This is a genomic window from Streptomyces bottropensis ATCC 25435, assembly GCF_000383595.1.
Classification (GTDB): Bacteria; Actinomycetota; Actinomycetes; order Streptomycetales; family Streptomycetaceae; genus Streptomyces; species Streptomyces bottropensis.
Window position 1 is genome coordinate 427,639 of sequence record NZ_KB911581.1, and the last position, 22,611, is coordinate 450,249.

Genomic DNA, 22,611 nt, shown 5'->3' on the forward strand with positions numbered 1-22,611 from the left:
GTCAGGCCGGGCCGGGATTCCCCCCGTCCTGTGGCGCGTGACAGTTGAGCCCGATCCTCGCATCGGCCGGTGTCGGCTCGGCCGGGGAACCTGTTCCGAGTGTCATCTTCAGCTCGATCACAGGAGCTCCCGGCGTACTGAACCACCACACCGCGGCCCGGCGCGGATCCTGGTGGGTCAGGCGCCATTCGGGGCTGTACCAGGGGCCGCGGCCGGGGAGCTCCGGGAAGTCTGGGGCGTCCCACGTGCCGTTCCAGTGCGGGTTGCTCATGAGGCCCCGCAGAGCGTCCAGGTAGGCCGTCCAGCGGGCCTCCGCCAGTTCGATGACCCGGGGGTTCTCGTCCACGCCCCGAGCCCGGGCCGCCCAGAGCGTGTGCTCGACCCGCGTCACCGGCCGACCTGGCGCGGTCGAGGCCAGATGCAGGCGCCCGCCCAGCGCCGTACGCACTCGCAGCCCCGCCTCGAACCACAGCGGGCGCCAGCCGAAGCCCGCGCACCAGTGGGTGCGCTTGCCCGTGTCCTCAGGGACCCCGGCCCAGACCGTGGGCCAGTCCACACCGAAGAACCGCTGGAGCTCCGCGACCAGTTGGTCGGGGCTGCGGTCGGCGGTCAGGGCGGGCATGGGGAGGCTCCTCGGTGTGGGGCGGTACGTCAGGCGGTCGGCGGCGGCTTGTTAGACGCGGCCGCTCGGGCCGCGGGGGTCCCGTGGGGCCGGTGGAGGAGAGGGCGGCGTCGGATCCGCCGAAGCGGCAGGTCGGCGGGGCGTCGCCTGCGGCTCCGGGCGCGGTGCGGGGGCTGCGGGCGAGGGCGTGGTCGTCGGCTGCGGGGTCTGCGCACCGCTCGAACCGCTGACGCGTCCGCTGCGCCTGGCGGGAGTGGGATCTTGCTCCTGCGCATCCGGCTCGAGCTCGGGCTGGGACGGCGGTGTGTTGCCCTTATCCGCCCCGCGGGCTGCCGCCCTGTCCGCTCGGGCCTCGCCCGCATCCTTCTTCGCCCAGTACGCGGACTGGTTCTGCTCGCGCTTGGACTGGCCGAGCCAGCCCTTCTCCTGCATCTTGCCCCGGTACTTGCCCTTGAAGAAGCGTTGATCCACTGCCCAGGCCGTACCCCGTGCGGCGCTGCCGCCCACACGTGCGGCGCTGCCGCCCACACGGGCGGAGGTGCCCGCGACACGGCCGGTGGTGCGGGCCGTGGAGGCGGCGAGGCCGGGGGCCATGGCGGTGGCCTTGTTCGCCGCGTCCGCGACACCGAGGGCGTCCTCCGCCCCTGCGACCTGCGGCGAGAACTTCCCGGACAGCAGGTTCTTCAGCAGCATGACGACGGAGATCGTGACCAGCAACAGCATCAGCAGCTGCATGCCCAGCGGGACCGACAGCGGCAGGATCAGCTGGTAGAAGAGCAGCAGGACGGTGAGGATCACGCCGAATCCGGCGCGCAGGACGAAGCTGTGTACGAAGGTCTGCCACCAGCCCCTGAGGAGCTTCTGCTGGGTCGGGTGAATGGAGATGATCGCGACCAGGGGCAGCAGGATGATCATGATGAGCGTGACCGAGTGCCACAGCAGCGTCAGTGCGCTGAGCACGACCACCATGATGCCGACGATGAGGGAGGCGATGAGTGCGTAGATCCCCATGGTGATGCGGTTAGCGGGCTTGTGGCCGCTCCACTGCTCGTACACGCGCGACTTCTCGTTCTTGGCGATGTAGTTGCGCAGTTGCCCGTACTGGTTCTCCTTGTGCTTGATGACACCGCCTTCCACCTTCGACCAGTCCTTGTAGTAGTCGAAGTTGGTCACCGACTGGACATTGACCTGCTTGGCTCGCAGATCGGTGCACCGCGCCTTCTCTCCGAAATCACACGTTCCGGAGCCCTTGTATTCCATGCGCTTCTTGCCCGGGTCGCCGAACTGGCCGATGGCCCACGGGCGGAACGCCAGGGTGTCGTACATGGCGCAGCTGGATATCCGCATGCCGCGCTGCGGCGCGTTGGCGGCCAGGTCGCACGGCGGATCGATGTCGTCCACCGCGCCGCCCAGTACCGCCTCGGTCAACGCGGCGTTCCCTTGGGCGATTCCGGAGTCGGCGGTCTCGACCACGCGCGTGTAGTTGTTGTCGACCAGGAAGGCCGATACGGCGATCACGACGAACGCGGCCCATCCCACACCCGCCCAGACCTCACGCATGTCCCCCTTGCGCCATTTGCCGAACACCCAGATCCCGGTGAGCATGATCATGGTGGGTACGGCCAGCTTGAACACGTTGTCGTTCAGACGGTCGACGACGCTGTTGTCGCCCTCGACGGTGCCCTCGTACAACGCTGCGAGAGGGCTGGGGTTGGAGGAGATCTCCTTGATGCTGATGGAGGCGCGAGTGGTGAACTTGCTGATGTCGAAAACCATCTGTGCGATGGAGTTGTAGATCTCGTTCTGGACGCTGCAGTCGTCGTCTTCGGCTTTTTCCCCGGTGTCGCCCCGGCTTGCCTGGTCCCGGCTCTGCTGGGTCGAGGACCAGTTGAGACCCCGCATGGCGCCGAGTTCGTAGACGGTGTAGTCGCCGGGATCGCCTGGCAGGCGTACGGCACCGGAGACGAGCTCACGTTTGCCGCTCCACTGCTGCACCGAGGGGAAGATGTTCTCCGCGGCGCCCGGCATGTCGGCCATTTGGTTGATGCTGTCGGACGTCCAGTCACAGGTGTCGAAGAGAGCTTTCGCCGACTGCGGCGTGGAGAGCGAGAGCGCGATCACTCCGAGCACGACGAACAGCGTGGCGCGAGCCGCGACACCGGCACTGATGAATGTCTCGCGTAGGGAGCGCCTCGGCCGGCTCCGTGCCGGGCGGTCGGCGCGGGGCCGGCTGAGGGTCAGCATGAGAAGTCCTTCGGGCCGATCAGGAGGGGAAGTGGTCGGTCAGGAGACACCCGTCGACCAGTGCGGGCTCCTTCTTGTAACCGCTGGGGATCTCGAATTCCGGATCGCACGACAGGTACAAGAGGCCGGAGGTCTTGAGGTCCTGGGTCGTTTGGCCATCGTCCGGGTCCACCGCGAAGTCCTTGCCGACCAGAATGCCGCTGTATCCCTTTTCCTTCATGGTGGTTTGGAACTGCTTCATGTCCGATGTCAGGACCAGCGTGACGATGTCGTCGTACTTGTCCTTGCACACAGCGCGTTCCTTGATGGCCCAGGCAGGATCTTTGAGCATGCTTGAGTCACCCCAAGCGGGCTCCCTTTCCGCCAGGGAGGAATTGTCGTAGTCCCTGCCTGTCATCAGGTCCAAGCAGCCCACGGACTGGTTGAGGAAGTATTCGATCGACGCCATGTCCGAAGCCGAAGGCAGATCTCCGCCCGTCTCCTGACCGTCCGCCTTCCCGCCGCCCGTCTCCTTGCCCGCCCCAGCGCTCGCCTTCTCGGAAGCCGCGCTCTTGTCGTCGTCACCGCCGCATGCCGCAACCGACGTCGACATCAGGAGGAGGGCGCCGATAGTAAGTGCTCGTTTGATTCGCATGGTCCTTCTTCGCATGTGGGGCATCGGGTGGGGGATCGGCAAGCTCGACCGGTCGGAGGTCACACCGTGGCTGTCTCCGGGACGGCCGTCTCCGGCGCGGTCGGCCGTGCCGGGTCGTCCTCCACCTCCTGCAGGAACGTCCAGTCCCACACGCTCAGCGGCGGGTTGATGCCCTGCCGGGCCGGCCGGGTCGTGCCGTTGGTGTCCGTGGCCGCGAGGATCTCCTTGAAGACCAGGTCGACGGCGACCGTGCCGACACGTTTGTCGGCGTCCCGCTGGAGGCAGACACCGGTGCGGAGTTCCTGAAGGGCCGCGATGACCTTCTGGTCGTTCTCGGGGCGCCCCAGCAGCGGGGCCACCAGGGAGGCCTCCTGCGCGGACTTCTGCTTGAAGGCGAAGACCGTGTGGATCTGGTTGGCGCCACCGCTGCGGGCCTCGGAGTCCTCGATCTGGACGAGGTCGATGGCCTGCTGGGTGATCAGGACGGTGACCGCGAGATACGAGCGGCCCTGCTTCAGCGCGCGGCGCATCAGGTCGCGGCCCGACTCCGTGGCGGTGACGACGTACGCCTCGTCCACGAACAGCGCCTTGGGGCGCAGGCCGATCTCGCCCGTCACCGGGTTCTTCTCGTAGCCGACGTCGAGCATCTGGCTGCCCAGCTCCACGACCGCCATCAGGGCCGTCGCCGCGAGGCGCTCCGCGGGGTTCCAGCTGCGCGGGTCGGAGGCCGCGGGCGACTGGAAGCCGCGGAGGGTGATGACCGTACGGCGCTTGCGCATGCTGGACAGCGACTGCGGGCGCTCGGCGAACGCGAGCCGGGCGTAGGGGAGCGTGCGCAGCTCGGTGAGGAGCATCTGCGCGAGCTTCAGGTCCTTCGCCGCCTCACGGTCGTTCGTCGCGATGGCGTGGTCGTACGCCGCCACGACCTCGTCGACCACCTGCCACAGCGTGGGCCGCGGTACCTGCGCGTCGGCGTCCCGTGCTGTCAGGCCTTGGTCGACCGCCTGGCGGATCGCGGAGTTGTAGCGGCCGATCACCGTGGCCATCCCCTCGATGACGGGGAGGCGTACGCGCTGGTAGTCCTCGTCGCCGAGGAAGCCGCGGAGCATCGACTCGGCGAGCAGGCGGCCCGCCGGGACGTCACGGGCGATGACCCAGGGGTCCAGAACGCCCGCCTGGCCCTTCAGAAGGTCGACGACCTCCGTCTCCGCCCAGAACTCCGGGTTCACCGGCTGGAACTTGCTCTGCGGAGTGGCGAGGAGGCCCTGTTCCGCGTCGCTCGCGAAGGCCGGGTCGTTCACCTGGGAGCCGAAGGCCAGGTAGTAACAGAGCTGGGCGAAGTCGGTCTTGGGGTCGATGACCAGGCAGCGGACACCGGACTCGGACTCCTCGTAGAACTTCTGGAGGGCCAACGACGACTTTCCACCGCCCGAGGCGCCTACGATCGCCAGCCCACCGCCGTCATTGCGCGCCGGGCCCACGTGCAGCGAGTAGTGGACCGGCATCTTGCCCGCCCAGCCCACCAGGTTGCCGACCCAGCCGAGGCGCTTGCCGGAGCGATGCTCCGGGTTGTCGCCCAACTCGGTTCCCGCCGTGGGGAGTCCGGCGCCGAGCTGCTCGACCTCCTGGAGGCGGATGTACGGCGCGATAGGCAACTTGGGCGCGTCACCCGGGAGCTGCGACTGGAGCAGACGCCACTGCTGACGGGTCGGGCGCAGCAGGGTGACCTTCAGGTCCTGCTTGAACTGCATCTCCAGAACGCGGCGTCGGCGTTCCAGCTCCTTGAGGTCCGGGGCCGAGATCGTGAAGCGGATCTGCGCCTCCATGCCCGGCATCTTGTGCTCCTCGATGTCGTCGACGAGCTCCTGGGCGCGGGTGACCTGGTGGGCCAGCTTGGTGTCGGGGCTGCGGCCGGAGTTGGCCATGTCGTTCATCTCGTCGACCAGGTTGCCGCGGATCTTGTCGGCGCGGTCCTTGAACTTCAGGTACGGGATGAGCGTGAACCGCATGTCGATCTCGACGGGGAAGTCCACGTGCTGAGCCGCGTAGCGTGCCCATGCCGTCGACTGGCGGAAGCGCGTCTCCGCGGGCCAGTTGGCGGCGACCAGGGTGGTGGTGTAGCTGGTCTGCTGCTCGCCGGTGACCTCGTCGTACTGGTTGAGGACGATGTGCGTCTTGCGGTTCTCGCCGGAGAAGTCGACCACCAGGTCGAACGCGTTGGGTCCCCAGGCGCGCGAGCCGAGCACCGGCTCGGGCGGGACCGGCAGGTCACCGTGGAGCGGTTTGCGGATCAGCCAGACGAGTTCTTCACGGGTGAGCGGGGTGCCCCTGAGGTTCTCCAGGCTCTCGTGGACCTCGATCGCCACCTGCGTCCACTCCGCGACCACGGACGGCGACAGGTACTCGTCCGAGACACCGGTCGCGGCGGCGGCGACCTGGTCGGCGGCACCGCTCACGCCCTTGAGCAGTCCCGGGTCGTCGTGCGGCTCGTCGTCCTGGGACAACACGCCCGTACCGCCGCCGGCGCGCTTCACCGAACCCAGCTTCACCAGCAGGATGTTGCGCTCCCGCTTGGCGCCGATGCGCTCCTGGTACTCGGCCTTGCGCAGGTTGTACGCCTTGTAGTTGTCGGTCGGGTCCCAGGCGACCGCGTTGAGGTCCTCCGCCCAGGTGAGGGCCGTGATCGGCTGGTACACCTTGCGGTAGTGACACTCGACGTTGCGGTCGCCGCGGGCGAGGTTGAGCAGCCCGCGCGGCGGGCCCTCGGCCATCGCCTGGAGTTCGCCGGCGTTCAGGTACTCGTCGATGGCGGTGGGCAGGACGAGGCCCGTCCACACCGAGTCGCCGTGGACGAAGATCATGTCGTCGGCGTAGCGGTAGGGGAGGCGGAGGTCCTCGCGGCGGGCGGAGGCCGAGGAGCCGGACGGCTTGGAGCGGGAGGACGACGAGCGATTGCCGCCTCCGCCCTGGCCCTGCTTCTTGCCCGACGAGGCAGCCATGATCATGGCGACCACGAAGAAGGCGGCCGCCCCGCCCAGAAGGATCATCATGAACATGGAGGAGTCACCCTGCGGTAATCGAGGTCGGTTGGCGATGGGTCAGGGGCTGACCGGGGTGGTCAGCGGTGGTGCGGCGGCGCTGGGATCGGTTGGCGCGGTGCGGGCTCAGCGGTGCGCCGAGAACGCGGTGCCGCGTTCGGCCGCCACCTGGCGGGCGGCGTCGTAACGGGCCTGCCAGCGTGGTGAGCCCGGGGCCCAGAGGATGACCTGCCAGCGCAGTTCCTCCGGTTCCTGGTCGGCGGAGAGCCCCTGCAGCCGCTTGGGCTGGAACCACCAGTCGGTCCACACCACCAGCTGCTGGCTCAGCGTGAGCGCCGAGGGCAGCGGCCGGCCCCAGACGAAGTAGACGGCGAACGGCGGTCCGAAGTACAGGATCGACGTCCACATCGACATGCCGAGGAACGGCAGGAACGCGGACAGCGTGAACAGAGCGATGAGCCAGACCAGGCCGAAGCCGAAGGCCGCGCCCAGCGCGGGCAGCAGCAGGCCGGGCAGCGGGATGTTGCCCCAGTTCCAGATCCGCTTGGGGCGGTTGACCAGATCGGTGTGGTCGTACGCGACCAGCGGCTCCGGGGCCTCCTGGGCCATGGTGGCTGACTCCCCTCGTTCCTGCGGCGGCTGATGGGCGATCAGTCGTCAGTTGCCCTAGCCGCCCTCGCCGCCACCGATCTGGCTGCCGAGGTCGATGAGCACACCGGCGAGGCCGCTGGCGCCACCGATGATCAGGGCGGCGAGCGCGATCATGCCGAAGCCCTGGAAGGCCTCGCGCATACCGTCGCCGCGCTTCATCGACAGCAGCATGCGGATGCCGAGGACGAGGAGGGCGATGACGGCGACCATCGTGCCCACGTTGGTGAGGATGTCCTGGATCTCTCCGAACATCGAATCCAGGGTGGCTGCCAGGTACACGGGTGGTTCCTCTCGATCAGGGGGTGCGAAGCGTTGTGGGTGGAGCGAAGGACGGGGTGCCCGTCAGGACTTGTCGGACTGCTTGTCCTTGGAGGATTGAGGAGACTTGGAGGCGGACGGTGAACCCGACGGCGAGACGGCGTCGCCCTCGTCGGGCGCGGTGTCGTCGTCGGACTCCGCGTCCTCGTCCTCGTCGGGCGCGGCGGTCTCCTCGTCGACGTCGGCCCGGCCGCCCTCCGCGTCCAGCACGCCGCCCCGGACGTCCTTGATGAACCAGCCCTGCGCCGTGCTCACCACGGTCATCCGGTACGAGCGGTTCACGGCCCCGCCCGCCGGGCCGGTCCACGCGACGACCACCCGGAGCTGTACGGCCTGTCCGTTGCCGTAGGTGAACGGGTCGGTGCCCTGGACGTTCGACGGCACCAGTGCGTCGACCTCGCTGACGGTGGGATCGGTCAGCTCACCGGACAGACCTGTGGTCGCGGCCTGCGTGGCGTCGGACGTGGTGAATCGGGCCATCGCCGTGGTGTCGGACGCGCCCCACGCCTCGAAGTAACCCGGCAGCACCTGCTCCCGCAGCTGGTCGGACAAGGTGTCGTCGACGACCTCGGCGTCCTGGTCGACCGGCGGCACGTCCGCGCGGGGCGGCAGCGGCATCTGGCCGACGTCGCCCGCGACGCGCATGCCCTCGCCGGTCGCGAGGTCCTTCACATAGACGGGCACGGTGAGGGTGGTCAGTTCGCCGCCGTCACTGCGGACCTGGACTCCCAGGTAGCGGCCGTGGTCGCCGTACTCGGACAGCGTCTCGGCGGTTCCGTCCCAGGTGGCGGAGACGGCCTTGCTCGTTCCCTTGCCGTCCCAGCCGCACTCGCCGTCGACGCCGGCGGAGGTGTAGCGGGCGAGGTCGTCGCGGCGCGTGGACGCGGTCTCGGGGGAGTACGTCATGCACAGCATCGCGTACTGCTCCGCGAACGTCGCCGCCTGCCGGGTCGGGAACTCGGTGAGGCGGTACTTGGCCGCGTCGGCGGGGTCGAGCCCGGCGGTCGCAGGAGTCGACGACTTGCCGATGACCAGGCCCATCACACCGCACGAGCCGAGCGCGAACACACAGGTGGTGATCAGCAGGGTGGCGCGGAGCGCGACATGCGTACCGCGCCCACCGGCGGGGATACGGCCACCGGGCTTGGGGACACTGAAGTCGCGGGCGGCTGCCGGCCTGCCGACGCCCTGGGCGGAAGTCGAGGGTCCGGCCGCGGGGGTGGTCCGGGCCGAGGCGGGGGCTGCGGTCCCGGTCCTGGGCGTCAGCGTGGAGTTGCCGGGAGCGGGAGCCTGGGGCGCGGTCGCGGAGCCGGTGGTGTGGGGCGCGGACGGGGCCGCCGCGGCGGGCGCTGACGCCGAGCCGCCCTTCTTACGCTGCTCCTTCGCCGCCTTCTTCTGTTCGTACGCGGCCTTGCGGGCCGCCCTCTCCCGCTCGCGCTTCTCCTTCTTCGACTCGCTCGCGGGGCGCGTCTCGCGCGGCGGCAGCGCCGGTACGGCGGCCTGCCCGGCCTGGGGCGTGTTGCGCACCCAGGCGGCGGCGACCTGGGCGCGGGCCGCGTCGGAGGGAAGCGGCTGCGGCTGCGGGTGGGGAGCCTGCGGGGTCGCCGGCTGGGCCTGGTGCGGGGCAGGGGGGTGCTGCCCCTGACCCTGCGCCTGCCACGCCTGCTGCTGGGGCTGTTGGGGAGGACCGAAGGACCCGGGCTGGCCGGAAGGCTGGCCTCCGCCGACCGCGCCAGCAGGGCTGTTGTGGTCTGTCATCGAGTCGGTTACTCCAGCGAGTCGGTTCCCCGTCCGCCTGGGCGATCACGACCGCACCGCACGACGGGCCCTGGCTCAGCCAGGTGCGCAGGCAGTGTGACAAAGACCTGTCACGGGACCGCCGCCACTTTCCTCAGCGGGAGACCGAGGATTCCCGCTGGTGTCGAATTCGGGAAACCGGCCGGGAAAATCGTCAGGGACATGGCGGGAAAGCGGGCTCGCTGTCGGGACCCACCTTGGGCCCACAATGCGCTGGGCACGTCTGCCGTACGCACGACGCCCGGAACCCCCTGCATCCGATGGACCCGGCGAAGGACGAGAGTTGACCGACCACAACGGGCACCCGCAGCAGCCGCAGCCCGGCCCGCGCACCTGGGGTGTCCCCCAGCAGACCGCGCCGTCCCAGCAGGTGCCGCCGACGCAAGCGACCTCGCCGGTCGAGCAGACACCTCCGGTCCAGCAGGCGCCCGCCGCGGTTCCCGTCGAGGTTTCGGCTCCGCAGGTCCCGCAGACACCCCAGGTCTTCCAGGCCGACCAGGCCTGGGTCGACGGCTACGAGCCGGGCAATCCCTGGCAGGCGCGGCTGTGCATGGAGACGCCGTACGGGACTTTCACCTATCCCCTCACCCCGCACACCATGCCGGAACTCCTTGAGCAGATGGTCCTGGTGGCCCAGGAGCAGCAGGGCCTGCCGGTCGGTTTCGACGCCGACCCCGAGACCGGGGCCCTCCCGGAGGACGGTGAGGACGCCGACGCGGACCAGCACGGGCAGGCCGCCGGTCTCCACGGCGGTCGCGCCGCCCGGCTGACCGGCTGGGCCCTCGTCCACGACCTGTGGGAACGCGAGGATCCGACGGCGCGGATCGTGATGGGCGCGGTGGTGGTCGTGCTGCTGCTCCTCGGCGTCTTCCTGACCTGACCGTCTGCCGCCCCGGCCCCCACAGCAGCCCGTAGGAGTGGAGCGATGAGCGGTTCCGAAACACCTTCCGAGCAGCCGGAGTTCTACTTCGCGGACGTCTACGTCTTCGTCTCCGACTACCTCGCCCAGATGGTCCGCCGCCGGGTCAACGGCTCGTCGGCGACCTGGTGCCCCAGGTGGTGGGAGCACCCGGAGGCCGGCGCCCGGCTCTCCGCGCTCTGGCTGGCCTGGGAGCACCTGCGCCAGGACCCCGCGCTCGGCATGTCGACGTGGTGGCTGCACCACGCCGACCCGCATCTACGGGTGCTGATGGACGCCGACTCGGGCCCGTTCGCGGCGTGTTCGCCCAAGGACGGGCACACGGCGTACCCGTTCGATCCGCTGCCGGTGGATCCGCGGCCGGAGTGACGGCCCCGTTCGCGTACGAGAGGACGGGCGAGGGGAACTGCTCGGTGGCGGTTCGTCAGCTGCCACCCGCTTTGGACGCCGCCCCATCCGCACGCCGTCGTCGGTCCGGCGTCGGACGGGCACCGGACGCGTAGGGGGCTCAGCCCGTCGAGGAGGAGTGACGCCGGACGGTGGGCCGGAGCGGGGCGCCCGCCCGGCCCACCGTCCGGATTCCCGCTCTTTCCCGACACCACCCTGTGGTTTCCCCGCCGGGAATTCTGCCGACTCCCCGCCCCGCACCTCCCCCTACCGTGTCCCGGTCACCCGTCGACCGCCGTACCGGCTCAGCACAAGGGAGGCGCGGGAGCGTGGAGTTGCCTGAGGAGAACAAGCGCACGGGGCTGCTGGCCCTGGGAGTGCTCGGCGTTCTCCTGATCGCCGTCCTGACTGTGTTCACCGTGTTCGACGGAGACGACGGAAGCGACGAGAACGGCGGTTCGGCGGCCCCCACCGCCACCGCGGGCCAGAACGGCGGGGCGGGATCGGGCGGACAGGACACCTCCGACTCCGACGAGGACACGCAGGGCGGGAGCCGAAGCACGACGACCGTCCCGATCGTCTCGGTCGCCGAAGCCACCGAGGCCCACGAGATCATGACGCGGTACATGGCCGGCATCAACACCTACGACCACACCGCCAAGTCGGCTGCCTGGCAGGCCCCGCTCCTCGACCTCACCCTGAACGACGCGCGGATGAAGGAGCTGACCGCGCTGCCCACAGGCAAGGCGTGGGCCACCTGCCAGGCCGGACAGTGCACGTCCAAGGGAACCGCCGTCGTGCGGCGGGACGCGGTGATCTCGGATGATCTGGTGCGCGACAGCGGCCGTTCCATCTCCAGCCTGGTCGAGGTGAAGGCCACGCGCACCGAGGGTGGGGAGACCACCACGGAGTCCAATCAGTGGCTGGTCAGCGTCCAGGAGGTCAATGGCAAGTGGGTCGTCTCCGGATTCGACATCTTCGGCCTCGGTGACGTGGGCGCCTCCGACGACTCGGGGGCGTGACGCGCGATGGTTGCTCCGGCGGTACTGGCCGCCGCCGCGAAGGCGGCGAAGGTCGCCAAGGCGGCCAAGGCGGCCGCCCAGGCCAAGAACGGCTCGGGCGACGGTAAGAAGAACGGCAACAAGAAGTGGCTGTGGATAGCCGCCGGTGTCGGTTTCCTGCCGCTGGCCGGGATCGGCACCCTCGTCCTGGTCCTTCTGGGGTCGCTCCTCGGAGGCATGGGCGCGGGAGCCGCGGCGGCCGCCTGCGACGACTACGCGGACAACGCCGAGGCCGGTAACACCGACGACGCGGCGGCCACCAACCCGGTGATGCCGGCGGGCAAGATGTACATGCCGAGCACGACCGCGCGCAACGAGATCCCGCCGAAGATGATCCTCGCCTCGATGCGCGCCGCCGCCCGCTACGACGGCCTCGACTGGACGATGATCGCCGGGCAGATGTACCAGGAGACCAAGTACGGCCAGGATCCGTCGGCCGCCCCCGGCGGCGCCAACTCCCTCGGTTACATGGGTATTTTGCAGTTCGGCAAGCCGGCCTGGACGGACTACGGGGACGACGGCAACGGCGACGGCAAGAAGGACCTGTACAACATCGACGACGCGGCCTACGCCGCGGCCAACTTCCTGCACGCCAAGAAGGCGGAGACCCAGCCCTTCAAGGCCCTGCAGATCTACTCCGGTTCGTCCTCCTCCAACAGCATCTACCCGCGCGTCGTCCTCACCCAGTCCGCCCGCTACCGAGGGGTGCTGACCGGCGACAAGGACCTCATCAAGCGCTGGTACGCCCATCTGAAGGAGACGATCGAGAAGAACCCGGACTTCCCCACCCTGGGCAAGCAGTCGGACATCCCGGAGCCGGTCGGTAACGGCGCCCAGCCCGGCCGGGCCCTCAGCATCGCGGCGACCCCCGCCCGTTCCTGGTCGACACCGCCGCTGGACGACGCGGGTGACGACACCACCACCGCGATGTCCCTGGCCGCGTACTCCACCGACACGACGACCCTCGCCCTCCCTCTCGCCAAGCCCATCCCCGGCGGCGAGGACTGGCAGTGGCCCATGAAGCAGGGCACGTACCAAATGGGTACGCCTTACCACAAGCAGGGCAACATGTGGAGCCTCGGCTACCACACCGGCCTCGACCTGACGGCCACCACCGGCACTCCGATCTACGCTCCGGCCGACGGCAAGGTCGTGACCGCGGGCCCCGGCGGGTCGTACGGGAACATGACGAAGCTTCAGCACGCGGGCGGCGTTATCACGCTCTACGCCCACCAGACCTCGATCAAGGTGTCCACCGGTCAGTCCGTCAAACGCGGTGACCTGATCGGCACCATCGGCGCGACCGGCAACGTCACCGGCCCCCACCTGCACTGGGAGGTCCTCGTACCGGGCGTCGACAACCCGTTCGTCGGCGGCCAGGACCAGGGCCCCGGCATGGTCGACCCCGCGGCGTGGATGGCGGGCCGGGTCGCCGCCAACCCCGACTACGGCACCGTCCCCGGCGACAGCGGCAGCGAGGGCCGGAACGCGCAGTACGAGGAGTGCGCCGAGGACAACGGCGGCGCCGCCGTCGCCCCCGACGGCGCGGGCGCCTCCGGTGTCCTCCCCGACTCCGACGACCCGGTCATCCGGGCGGTGCTCGGCTGGGCGCAGCGCGGCATCGGCGTCCCGTACGTGTACGGCGCGCCGCGTCTGCAGGGCCGGAACCCGACCAGCTTCGACTGCTCCAGCCTCACGCAGTGGGCGTACTACATGGCCAGCGACGGAAAGATCAACATCGGTGCCACGACCCGTGATCAGGAACCCCGGCTCCGCAAGTACAAGGTGTCGCTGTCCGAGGCGCAGCCCGGTGACCTGATCTTCTTCCGGCCCGAGGGCGGCGGCTTCTCCGGGCACGTGGCCATCGTCTGGGACGCCAAGACCAAGAAGATCATCCACGCCCCGCGTCCCGGCAAGTCCGTCTCCTTCAGCACCTGGGACGTCCAGGACGAGATCACCGGCGTCTACCGCGTGCCGATCCCGGCCGGCACGAACGCGGTCGAGGGCGACGGCAAGACCGGTACGGAGGACGCGTGACGCGCACCCCGTACACCCCTTACTCATCCCCGCACCGGCACCAAGGGCCCCACGGAGCAAACACGTTGACGAAGACCCGTACGTTCCTGGTCGCCGGGGCGATCCTGTCCCTCGGGCTCGTCACCGCCTGCGCCGCAGACACCGATCCCGAGGACGCGGACGCCACCGGCAAGGCGAAGCCCAAGGCGTCCTCCTCCGCGAGGGAGGGGACGGGCCCGGCCTACGAGGGCGCCGAACTGCCCGGCCTGTCCGCACGACCGGCATGGAGTCTGAACGGCCGAGGTCTCAAGGGCTGCGCCGACGACCCGGCCGAGGCCGCCGCCACCGAGGTCGTCAACTTCGACGCGCAGACCTGTGTGCTCGGGGACGCCGTGGTCCTGACCGAAGACCTGTCGGAGTCGTCCCAGGCAGAGGCGACGGAGAGCCGCTTCCGGGCCCGCCTCTACGACCCGGCGACCGGCGAGGTCCGCCGGACCGTCGATGTCACGGTCCCTGCCGAGTGGCAGGGCGATCGCGACCGTGCCCTTGACCAGTTCATGCAGATCTCCGAGTGGAAGGACGGCTCCCCGGCTCTCCTGGTCGTCTCCGGTGACGTGGTCGAGGCCGACGGGCTGAAGAAGGCCTCGATCACCACGACGTACACCCTGTACGCGCCGTCCGGGAAGGAGCTGGGCAGCTCCACCCTCAGCGGTGAGGACGGCTCCGGTCTGACCGTCGAGGCGGGCCATCTGCTGACGAAGGAGGCGTACAAGAGCGACACGTACACCCCCATCGGCGGTGGCGCCCCCGTCGAGGTCCGCGACCGGGGCGTCGATCAGGCGCCGCTGGGTGCCGGGTTCGGCTACCGCGCCGTCTCGACCTGGTCCGTGGTCGACGGCAGCGGCAGCCGGCTGTCCGTCAGCGACCGCCTCACCGGCAAGGAACTGTGGAACCTGGAGGATGTCGACCGCCCGGCCGCCCTCACCGATGTCGAGGACTCCGACGATCCGAAGGTGCGACTCCTCCCGCTCACCGACGACAAGGGCATCCTCGCCTGGGAGCAGCCGGGTGACGACGCGGACGACGAGATCCTGACCGTCGTCGATCTCGGGACCGGCCGGCTGATCGCCGAAGGGCCGGAGCAGGACCTCGACCAGAAGTCCCGAGGCTGGGGCAGCACAGTCCTGTCTCCGGACGGCGGCACGGTGGTCACCCAGTTCGGCGGCGGTGCGGTCGCCTGGAACACGGAGACGGGCGCCGAGCTGTGGCGGCAGGAGAAGGACGAGCACATCATCACGCCCCTGGGGCTGACCTCCGGGGGCGTCCTCTACGGCTCCGTCGACACCATGGGGATCACCGCGCTGGACCTGAAGACCAAGAAGGTCCTGGCCTCCGACCTCGCCCCGGAACCGATCTCCGACCTGACCGCGGACGCCGAAGTCCTGCAGTTCACCACGGACGGCTACGCGGTGGTGGCGGGGTCGGACCTGTTCGTCTTCGCCCCGGAAACGAAGCAGTAGGCACGGCGGACGTCGTGGCGGACACAGCCCCGAACGCCCACCCCCAGAAGGGACGGACCCGCGGGTGACCGCAGAACAGCAGAAGAAGCCCCGCGCCGAGGACGACTGGACGATCGAGATCGTCATCGTGGTCGCGATCGTGCTCCTGGGGGTCGTCGGGGCCTGGCTCGCGGCGAAGATCGGTGCCCCCTTCGCGGACGCGCCGGCGCCGGCGTCGAACCCGCTGACGTTCCTCGTCGCCATGGTCAAGGGCGACTACAGCTGGCCGGGGTCCCCGGCCAGCGCCGTCGCCGCCGGAGAGGCCCTGCTGCTCGGCATCCTCACGACCGCCGCGTACCGGGTGGTGCGGCGGTTCAAGAAGAAGCCCAAGGTGGACGGCGCAGCTCAACACCTCGCCAAGGGCGAGGAGTTGGGCAAGCTCACCATGAAGGGCGCGGCGGCCACGGCCGAGCGGCTCGGGGTGAAGGCGCGGACGCCGGGCGTGTTCATCGGACGGTCCGTCAAGGGCAGGCAGCCGCTGTTCGGTTCGTACGAGGACATGCACGTCGACATCTGGGGCCCGCGGACCGGCAAGACGACCCGACGGGCGGTGCCCGCGATCCTCGACGGTCCCGGAGCGGTCCTCGTCACCTCCAACAAGCGGGACATCGTCGACTCCACCCGCGGCCCCCGTTCCGCCCGTGGCCCCGTGTGGGTCTTCGACCCGCAGCAGGTCGCCGCCGAGACGCCCAGCTGGTGGTGGAACCCGCTGTCGTACGTCACCGACGTGGCCAAGGCCCGCAAGATGGCCGACCACTTCGCCAGCGGTTCACGCGACGCCAACGCCTCCACGGACGCCTTCTTCGATCCGGCGGGCCAGGATCTGCTCGCCAACCTCCTCCTCGCCGCCGCCTGCGGCAAGATGCCGATCACGCAGATCTACACCTGGCTGTCCAACCCCAAGGACGACACCCCCGAGCGGATCCTGCGCGGCTCCGGGCACACCATGGCCGCCGACGGTCTCAACGGCGTCCTCACCGCCCCCGACAAGCAGCGCAGCGGAATCTACGGCGTCGCCCAGCAGATGGCGTCCTGCCTGATCAACCCCGAGGTCAACCGCTGGGTGACCCCGCCGGCCGACCCGAACGCCCCCGAGTTCGACCCGCACGCGTTCGTCCGCACCGCCGGCACCCTGTACTCCCTGTCCCGCGAGGGCCGGGACTCCGCCGGACCGCTCGTCACCGCGCTCACCGTGGCGGTCGTCGAGGCGGCCGAGGAGTACGCCACCACCCAGCGCGGCGGCCGTCTCGCGCTGCCCCTGGTCGGCGTCCTCGACGAGGCCGCCAACGTCTGCCGCTGGCGCACCCTGCCCGACCTGTACTCCCACTACGGCTCGCGCGGCATCATCCTCATGACCATCCTCCAGTCCTGGGCACAGGGCATCGAGGTGTGGGGCGAGCGCGGCATGGAGAAGCTGTGGTCGGCCGCGAACATCCGCGTCTACGGCGGCGGCGTCTCCGACACCCGCTTCCTGGGCGACCTCAGCGAACTGGCCGGCGAGTACGACCAGCGCGAGTACCAGGCGAGCCGTGAGTCCGAGTTCGGCGGCTGGAGCGGCAACCGCACGGTCAGCGAGTCCGTCAGCCGCCAACGCGTCCTCGGCGTCTCCGACCTCGGCGCCATGCCCCCGGGCCGCGCCCTCGTCCTCGCCTCCGGCACCAAGCCGGTCCTCGTCGAGACGATCCCGTGGTGGGAGGGGCCGTACGCCCAGGAGGTGCAGGCGTCCCTGCGGAAGTACGACCCCGGGGCGCGCTGAGCGCAGGCCCGGCGGCCGCTCGACGCGCCGCGCACGTGTGTGGCCGGGGTGGACGAGCCGCCCCGGCCACACGCGTCACGCCTCGATCCCACCGCCACGGGGACCCGACAGATCCGGCGGCGGCTGCTGCGCACCCGCGGGCCGTCCCGGTTCGCTCTCCCCGGTACCGCGCCCCGCGGCGGGCGGGTCCTGGGAGACGCCCACCTGCCACAGGGGCGTCGCGTTCTCGGCCGGGGCGGCCTCGCGAGGGCTCCCGGTAGCGGCCCGGGGCTGGGGGAGGCCCACTTGCCAGAGGGGGGTGCGGTTGTCGGGCGGGGTGGCACCGCGGGTGCTCTCGGCCCCGGCCTGGTGCTGTGCGCTCTCCGTGCTCCGGCCGTCCGGTGCGTTCTGCGCGAGACCCGTCTGCCACACCGGCGCGGGAGCGCCGGGTACCTGGCCCTCCTGCGCCGGCCCGTCCCGCTGCACACCGACCCCGGGTTGCGGCCCCTCCGCCGCGCGCGGCGCCTGTTCCGGCGCGTCGGGCCTGAGCAATTGCCCGTTGGGTCCCTGCACCGTACGAAGCAGGTCTCGCTCATGAGCCGTGTACAGCGCCCGGGGGTCCCGGTGCGGCAGCGGCGTCTGCTCCATCGCGGCCTGCACGGTGGCTGCGGCGGCGTGCTCCCAGGAGTACTGGTGGAGGATCTCGCGCATACGCAGTGCGCCGGCCTGCCGCGCGGGGAGGTCCTGCCTGAGCCGGCGGATGGCCTGCATCCACATCTGTGCGCGGCTGCTGCCGTCCGTCGGTTCGGTCACCACGCACGGTCGGCCGATCTCCGGTGGGAACCGCTCGGGATCCTGGAGGAACTGCGCGGCCCCGCTCTCCTCGTTGACGAGCACGGGGACCCCGTGCCCGAGCCCCTCGGACGCCACCATGCCGAAGCCTTCGTGCTTCGACGGCATGATCATCGCGTGGGAGGCCCTGATGTCCTCGTTGATTTCGTCCACGCTCTTCGTTCGGGGCTTGACCGTGACGTTTCCGCCGGTGAGATCCTCAAGCCGCTCGAACTGTTCTTCAAGCTCCTCATGGCGGACGCCACGGACGGTGAGGTGGACCCGGAGGCCGGCCTCGTTCAGTCGCTTCACCGCCGTGGCGGCATCGTCCACGCCCTTGAGCGGGTCACCTACGCGTCCCATGACCAGGAGATTCAGCGTCTCCGGCGCGGGGTCGTGCTGCACCGGATCGTAGACTTTGGTGCCCGGAACGAACTCGTGGGAGTGCGGAACGCTCACGCCCTCCGCGGAAAGATCCCTGCTCGCCTGTGCCAGGAGCGGGCCGACTCCGGCCACGACGTCCGAACGCTCCATCAGACGCCGTTCGATCGCTGAGTCCTTGGCGGCCTTGGCATCGGCTTGCTCAGGCGTCAGGTCGCGCACGTACGGAAGCCGCTGGGGGCTCGTGTGCAGGAAGTGCACCAGGCGCGCGTCCTGGTACCAGTTCTCGCGCAGCCCGGCGGCGGCCGGCCCGGAGAAACGCGAGTGCCCGATGATGAGGTCGTACGGCTGGGCCGCGGGGTCTTCCAGTCCGTACTGCTGTGGGTCCCGGCCCGAGAGTTCTTCGAGCCAGTCCCGCCGTTCCATCGGCCGAGGTTCGCCTCCGGCGCCCGGACCCGGATCGATCATCGGTGGCTGTGTGTGCACCGTTCTCTGTATGCCCTCGTGCGCGGGCATGTCGGGATTGGCCGTGAACAGTGTGACGTTGTGCCGGCGGGCGAGAGCCTCGGCCAGCTCCTGGTTGAACACCTCGGCACCCCCCTCGCCCCTGCCACTGTTGTCAGAGACGACGAGAATGTTGTAGCGCGCTTCAGACACCGTTTCCCCCGTATTCCCCAGTCATCCGTCCCCGTCTCAGAAGCCGTATGTCTCCCTGAGTTCGCGGCCGATTCCCTGGGCGACGAAGTCCGTCAGGTCGTAGGCGGAGAGGTGCACGACGCCGCACTGGGCGCCCGGGTGGATCCTCGCCGCGTACTCGTCCAGAAGCTCCGCCAGGATCTCCGCGCGGACGGCGGAGATGGCGACGTTCTCCGGGTTTCCCTTCTCGCGGAAGATGCGGTGCTCGTTGGCGTGCGGGGCCCTCGGTTTCCGGCCCAACTCCACACTGCGATGGAACCCCTTGGCCGTGCCCGTGATCGGCCGGGGATCCGGCCGGCCCTCGGTCCACGCCACCCCCAGCAGCGTGTGCACGCGCGGATCGATCGTCTCGTGCCGCTCGCGCCAGTACAGCCCCGACCGCCCCGCCAGCAGGTTCTGCAGATCGTCGGCCGCGATCGTCGTCGCCGGGTTCACCGAGAAGTCCCCGTGGTCCCGCATGTCCTTCAGGGACGGCAGGTTCTCCGACGCGCGCCAGGCCGCCCGGGACATGGTCTCGTACCGCGTCTGCAGGTCGTCCACGTCGGACGGCCGGTGGAACACCCTCGCCACGTCGACCGTGCCGACCGGGTGCGGGGTGGGGGTCGGTTTGCCGATCGCCGCGCGCAGTTCGTCGGCCGCTTCGTGCAGAAGACGGCTCAACTCCGCCGTGTCCGCGCCGATGGTCACCGCGGGACGTCCCGCCGCCAGCCGGTGGACCAGCTCGTCGAGCGGGCGGGTCAGCACCATCATGTGGCCCTCGGGAATCACCACGGCCCGGCCCGGCACCATGAAGTCGTCCGGGTAGGGCTCCATCCGCGGCTCGTACGGACCGGGATCCTCGATCAGCAGGGCCGTCCACTCGGCCACCGCCTCGGCGAAGGTGATGGGGCGATCGACGGGACCCGCTGCCCGACGAGAGATCAGATGACGTACGGGATCGGACGGTTCACCGGCCTGCGGCGCGGGTGCCTCGGAGACGCTGAGGGCCGCTTCCAGTTCCCGCCAGGCCTCCCGGCGCTCCTCCGGCCACCCGCCCCCCGGGCTGTCCGGGCGCCACACACGGGTCTCTTCCACCCACATCATCCGCGCCGCCGCCGAGTACACGAGGTCGTAGGCGTCGGCAAGCTGCATCTGGCCGCTCATCCCGGCTCTCCTTCACGACTGATCAAGTAACTCTCATTCTCACACCGCCCTTCAGCGAACCGGTGAAATCGTCGGGTGTGAGTGGGGCCTTCGGTGCGGACCGCCCTCGGCCGCTGAACCATCCTCCCCCGGACAACGTCTCACCAGGGGAAACGCAGAAGTCGCCACAGGGGAGGCACGCATGGCCATGGTCGGGCTGTTCTGGATCGCCGAGGACGGTGGGGTGTACGTCGGGGCGCAGCCGGAGGGGTTCGGGCCCGGGGTGCGGCTGACGCGGGACTGGGTGGAGGGGCTCGGGACCGGGCAGAGCGCGGTGTGGGGCTGGTCGGAGATCCGGTCGGTCGCCGTGCGGTACGTGCGGATCAGGTCCGCCGCCCGACTGCTCGCCACCACGGCCGTCGACCTCGTCACCAGCGTCGTCGTGGGCGGCGGTGAGGCCGCGGCGGCGTTCGAGGTGCACCTGGAGACCGTCGACCGGACCGTCGAACTCACCGCCCAGTCCGCCGCCGCGCTCGGCGGCTACGTCCAGTCCGAGTACGACCTCTCCGTCGCCCTGCTGGAGCGCTTCGTGGCGGGTACGGCGGAGGTGGAGACCCTGGCGGACTGGGGCCGCGCCCACGCCGCCGAGGGCACCCCGCGACGCGAGGAGCGCGAGGCGCTGCTGCGGGAGTGGAGCGGGGGCTGAGCCGCCGATGGGATGCGAGTGGCCGGTGGGCGTCGAACAGCGGGCGGACGGAGGGCGGTTGTCGGGAACCCCGTTCCCTCTGTCCGCCGTCCCCCACAATGACCACTGGACACCGGGACACCGGAGGGACACATGACCACACCTGACGCACCACAGGACGGTTCACGGGACACCGCGCGCGGCAACGGCATCTCCGTGACCCACGACCTTGAGGCGCACGACTGGTCGAACGAGGAGACGGCCGCGTACGAGGCGGCGATCGAGGCCGTCAACGGCGCGGTCGGCGCGTACAGCGCGCGGATCGCGGCGGAGGAGGCCAAGGACGCCCCCGACGCCGCCGTCGTCGAGGCCGCGCGCGCCGCGCAGGGGCGGCTGGCGAAGGAGCGTGAGCGGCTGCGCTCGGCCGACCGCGAGCAGATCGCCGAGGCCCGCGCCCGCTACGCCCGGCTCGCCCGCGAGGTCCTGGCGGGCCTCGCATGACCGACCCGGCCGAGCGCACGACCCGTCCGGGCACCGGGGTGCCCGAGCGGCCCGCACGCGTGATCGATCCCGCGGAGGTGGAGCGGTACCGGCTGCCCGACGCCGAGAACCGGCGGATCTTCCGCGAGCGGATCGTCCCCGACCTCCTGGCGGGCCGCGTCGAACAGCAGACGCCCACCGTGGTGTTCCTGATCGGCCAGCCCGGCGCGGGCAAGAGCCGGGTCACCGAGATGGTGGCCGGTGCCCTGAACCGCCACGGCGGCTTCGCGGACGTCGACAGTGACCTCTACAAGCCGTACCACCCTGCGTACGCCCGGCTGATGGCCGAGGACGACACCTTGATGGCCGCGTACACCCGCGCCGACGGGCGGGCCTGGATGGCCCAGGCGGAGGCGTACGTCCGTGAGCACGGCCTGCACGCGATCATCCAGGAGACCTCGCAGAACGCGGCGGCCGTGGAGGAGAAGATGCGGGCGTACCGGGACTCCGGCGCGCGCGTCGAGGCCCTGTTCATGGGGGTGCCGCAGGCGATGAGCGACCAGGGCATCGTCAACCGGTACTTCGAGCAGCTCGCCGACCGGGGGCAGGGGCGGCTGACCGTGCAGGCCAACGCCGACGAGTCCTACGCCGGCATCCTCGAACTCGCCGACCGCGTCGACCGGGGCGCCCTCGCCGACCTCGCGAGCGTCTACCGCCGGGGTGAGAGCAAGCCGCGCTACGGCAACTCGCTCGACGGCGCCGGCAACTGGACCGGCCCGGCCGAGCTGCGCCAGGCGCTCGCGGCGGAACGCGCCCGCCCCTGGACGCCGGCCGAGAGCGACTCGTTCGTCACCACGCAACTGCGCCTGCGGGAGACCGCACAGGCGCTGGGCCCCGAGTGGCCGGGCCGCCTCACCCGCATCGAGGACCAGGCCCGTCCCCTCCTCACCCCACAGGCGGCGGCACGGCTCCCCTCTCCGACGGCGCCGACCGGGCCGACGGCCGCGACCCCGCCGACAGCGCCCTCGGCCGCCCCAGCTGCTCCGGGCGCACCCGCTGCTCCGGGCGCTCCGACTGCGTCGGCCGTCCCACCGACGGTTCCTCCCGCCTCGCCGTCGCCCTCGGCGGCCGCCGCGCGCTCCCGCAGTACGCCCCGCCCCGGCGCCCCGACCACCCCGCAGCCTCCCGGCCAAGGGCAGGGCCAGGGCCCTCGCCCGGCTCCCGGCCGGGCGACGCCACCGCAGGGACCGAACGGCCCGGCCCCCCACGGACGCGGCAGGTAGCAGCCGCCCGCCGCGACCACCCCTGCCCCTGCCTGCCCCCCATCCCCACCCCGGGCCGGCCCCCGGGCCCCGCCCCCGGCCCCACCCCCGCCCTTGCCCGGCGTGAGGTCCGCCACCCCCGGCCCTCCGTCCCGCCGCGCCACCGTCCGGAA

At 70.6% G+C, this 22,611-nt stretch carries 18 protein-coding genes; 9 read left to right on the forward strand and 9 right to left on the reverse strand.

Features of this window, described 5'->3' with window-relative positions; genetic code table 11:
- Position 1: 1 nt before the first annotated feature.
- The 7 genes from STRBO_RS0101970 to STRBO_RS41180 all read right to left on the reverse strand — a co-directional run bounded on the left by STRBO_RS0101970 (position 2) and on the right by STRBO_RS41180 (position 9,265).
- Positions 2–622: a hypothetical protein gene (locus tag STRBO_RS0101970; RefSeq protein WP_005483664.1), complete on the reverse strand. Its 621-nt coding sequence runs from the start codon at positions 620–622 to the stop codon at positions 2–4.
- Between the two features lie 51 nt (positions 623–673).
- On the reverse strand, positions 674–2,866 hold the full coding sequence (locus tag STRBO_RS0101975; RefSeq protein WP_005483665.1) for a DUF4199 domain-containing protein: 2,193 nt from the start codon (positions 2,864–2,866) through the stop codon (positions 674–676).
- A gap of 19 nt (positions 2,867–2,885) precedes the next feature.
- Positions 2,886–3,500, reverse strand: coding sequence for a hypothetical protein (locus STRBO_RS0101980; protein WP_028796415.1), 615 nt, complete (start codon positions 3,498–3,500; stop codon positions 2,886–2,888).
- A 59-nt stretch (positions 3,501–3,559) separates the two neighbouring features.
- A complete protein-coding gene (locus STRBO_RS0101985; RefSeq protein WP_005483667.1) occupies positions 3,560–6,556 on the reverse strand; it encodes an ATP-binding protein in 2,997 nt (998 codons plus the stop codon).
- 108 nt (positions 6,557–6,664) lie between these two features.
- Entirely contained in the window at positions 6,665–7,147 is a 483-nt protein-coding gene (locus STRBO_RS0101990) for a hypothetical protein (protein ID WP_005483668.1), read from the reverse strand.
- Between the two features lie 57 nt (positions 7,148–7,204).
- Entirely contained in the window at positions 7,205–7,468 is a 264-nt protein-coding gene (locus STRBO_RS0101995; protein ID WP_005483669.1) for a TrbC/VirB2 family protein, read from the reverse strand.
- Between the two features lie 63 nt (positions 7,469–7,531).
- A complete protein-coding gene (locus STRBO_RS41180) occupies positions 7,532–9,265 on the reverse strand; it encodes a conjugal transfer protein (protein WP_005483670.1) in 1,734 nt (577 codons plus the stop codon).
- A 322-nt stretch (positions 9,266–9,587) separates the two neighbouring features.
- On the opposite strand from STRBO_RS41180, the gene STRBO_RS0102005 reads away from it, so the two are divergent.
- The 6 genes from STRBO_RS0102005 to STRBO_RS0102030 all read left to right on the forward strand — a co-directional run bounded on the left by STRBO_RS0102005 (position 9,588) and on the right by STRBO_RS0102030 (position 17,002).
- The gene (locus STRBO_RS0102005; protein WP_005483671.1) at positions 9,588–10,184 is read left to right on the forward strand and encodes a hypothetical protein; all 597 of its coding nucleotides are present in this window, start codon (positions 9,588–9,590) and stop codon (positions 10,182–10,184) included.
- A gap of 45 nt (positions 10,185–10,229) precedes the next feature.
- Positions 10,230–10,592 carry a DUF4913 domain-containing protein gene (locus tag STRBO_RS0102010; protein ID WP_005483672.1) on the forward strand — a complete coding sequence of 121 codons (363 nt, stop codon included), beginning with the start codon at positions 10,230–10,232 and terminating at the stop codon, positions 10,590–10,592.
- A 347-nt stretch (positions 10,593–10,939) separates the two neighbouring features.
- Positions 10,940–11,632, forward strand: coding sequence for a hypothetical protein (locus tag STRBO_RS0102015; RefSeq protein ID WP_005483673.1), 693 nt, complete (start codon positions 10,940–10,942; stop codon positions 11,630–11,632).
- Positions 11,633–11,638: 6 nt separating this feature from the next.
- The gene (locus STRBO_RS0102020) at positions 11,639–13,708 is read left to right on the forward strand and encodes a peptidoglycan DD-metalloendopeptidase family protein (RefSeq protein WP_005483675.1); all 2,070 of its coding nucleotides are present in this window, start codon (positions 11,639–11,641) and stop codon (positions 13,706–13,708) included.
- 65 nt (positions 13,709–13,773) lie between these two features.
- Positions 13,774–15,207: an outer membrane protein assembly factor BamB family protein gene (locus STRBO_RS0102025; RefSeq protein ID WP_005483677.1), complete on the forward strand. Its 1,434-nt coding sequence runs from the start codon at positions 13,774–13,776 to the stop codon at positions 15,205–15,207.
- A 64-nt stretch (positions 15,208–15,271) separates the two neighbouring features.
- Positions 15,272–17,002, forward strand: a complete 1,731-nt coding sequence (locus STRBO_RS0102030; RefSeq protein WP_005483679.1) for a type IV secretory system conjugative DNA transfer family protein — start codon at positions 15,272–15,274, stop codon at positions 17,000–17,002.
- 75 nt (positions 17,003–17,077) lie between these two features.
- On the opposite strand, the gene STRBO_RS0102035 is transcribed toward STRBO_RS0102030, so the two are convergent.
- A complete protein-coding gene (locus STRBO_RS0102035; protein WP_005483680.1) occupies positions 17,078–18,850 on the reverse strand; it encodes a glycosyltransferase family 4 protein in 1,773 nt (590 codons plus the stop codon).
- 36 nt (positions 18,851–18,886) lie between these two features.
- Positions 18,887–20,032 carry a hypothetical protein gene (locus STRBO_RS0102040; RefSeq protein ID WP_005483681.1) on the reverse strand — a complete coding sequence of 382 codons (1,146 nt, stop codon included), beginning with the start codon at positions 20,030–20,032 and terminating at the stop codon, positions 18,887–18,889.
- A gap of 181 nt (positions 20,033–20,213) precedes the next feature.
- On the opposite strand from STRBO_RS0102040, the gene STRBO_RS0102045 reads away from it, so the two are divergent.
- From STRBO_RS0102045 to STRBO_RS0102055, 3 genes are all read left to right on the forward strand, one after another.
- A complete protein-coding gene (locus STRBO_RS0102045; RefSeq protein WP_005483683.1) occupies positions 20,214–20,717 on the forward strand; it encodes a hypothetical protein in 504 nt (167 codons plus the stop codon).
- A gap of 132 nt (positions 20,718–20,849) precedes the next feature.
- A complete protein-coding gene (locus STRBO_RS0102050) occupies positions 20,850–21,197 on the forward strand; it encodes a hypothetical protein (RefSeq protein WP_005483684.1) in 348 nt (115 codons plus the stop codon).
- Entirely contained in the window at positions 21,194–22,459 is a 1,266-nt protein-coding gene (locus STRBO_RS0102055; RefSeq protein WP_005483685.1) for a zeta toxin family protein, read from the forward strand. Before STRBO_RS0102050 ends, STRBO_RS0102055 begins: the two co-directional genes overlap by 4 nt.
- The last annotated feature ends 152 nt before the right edge of the window (positions 22,460–22,611 follow it).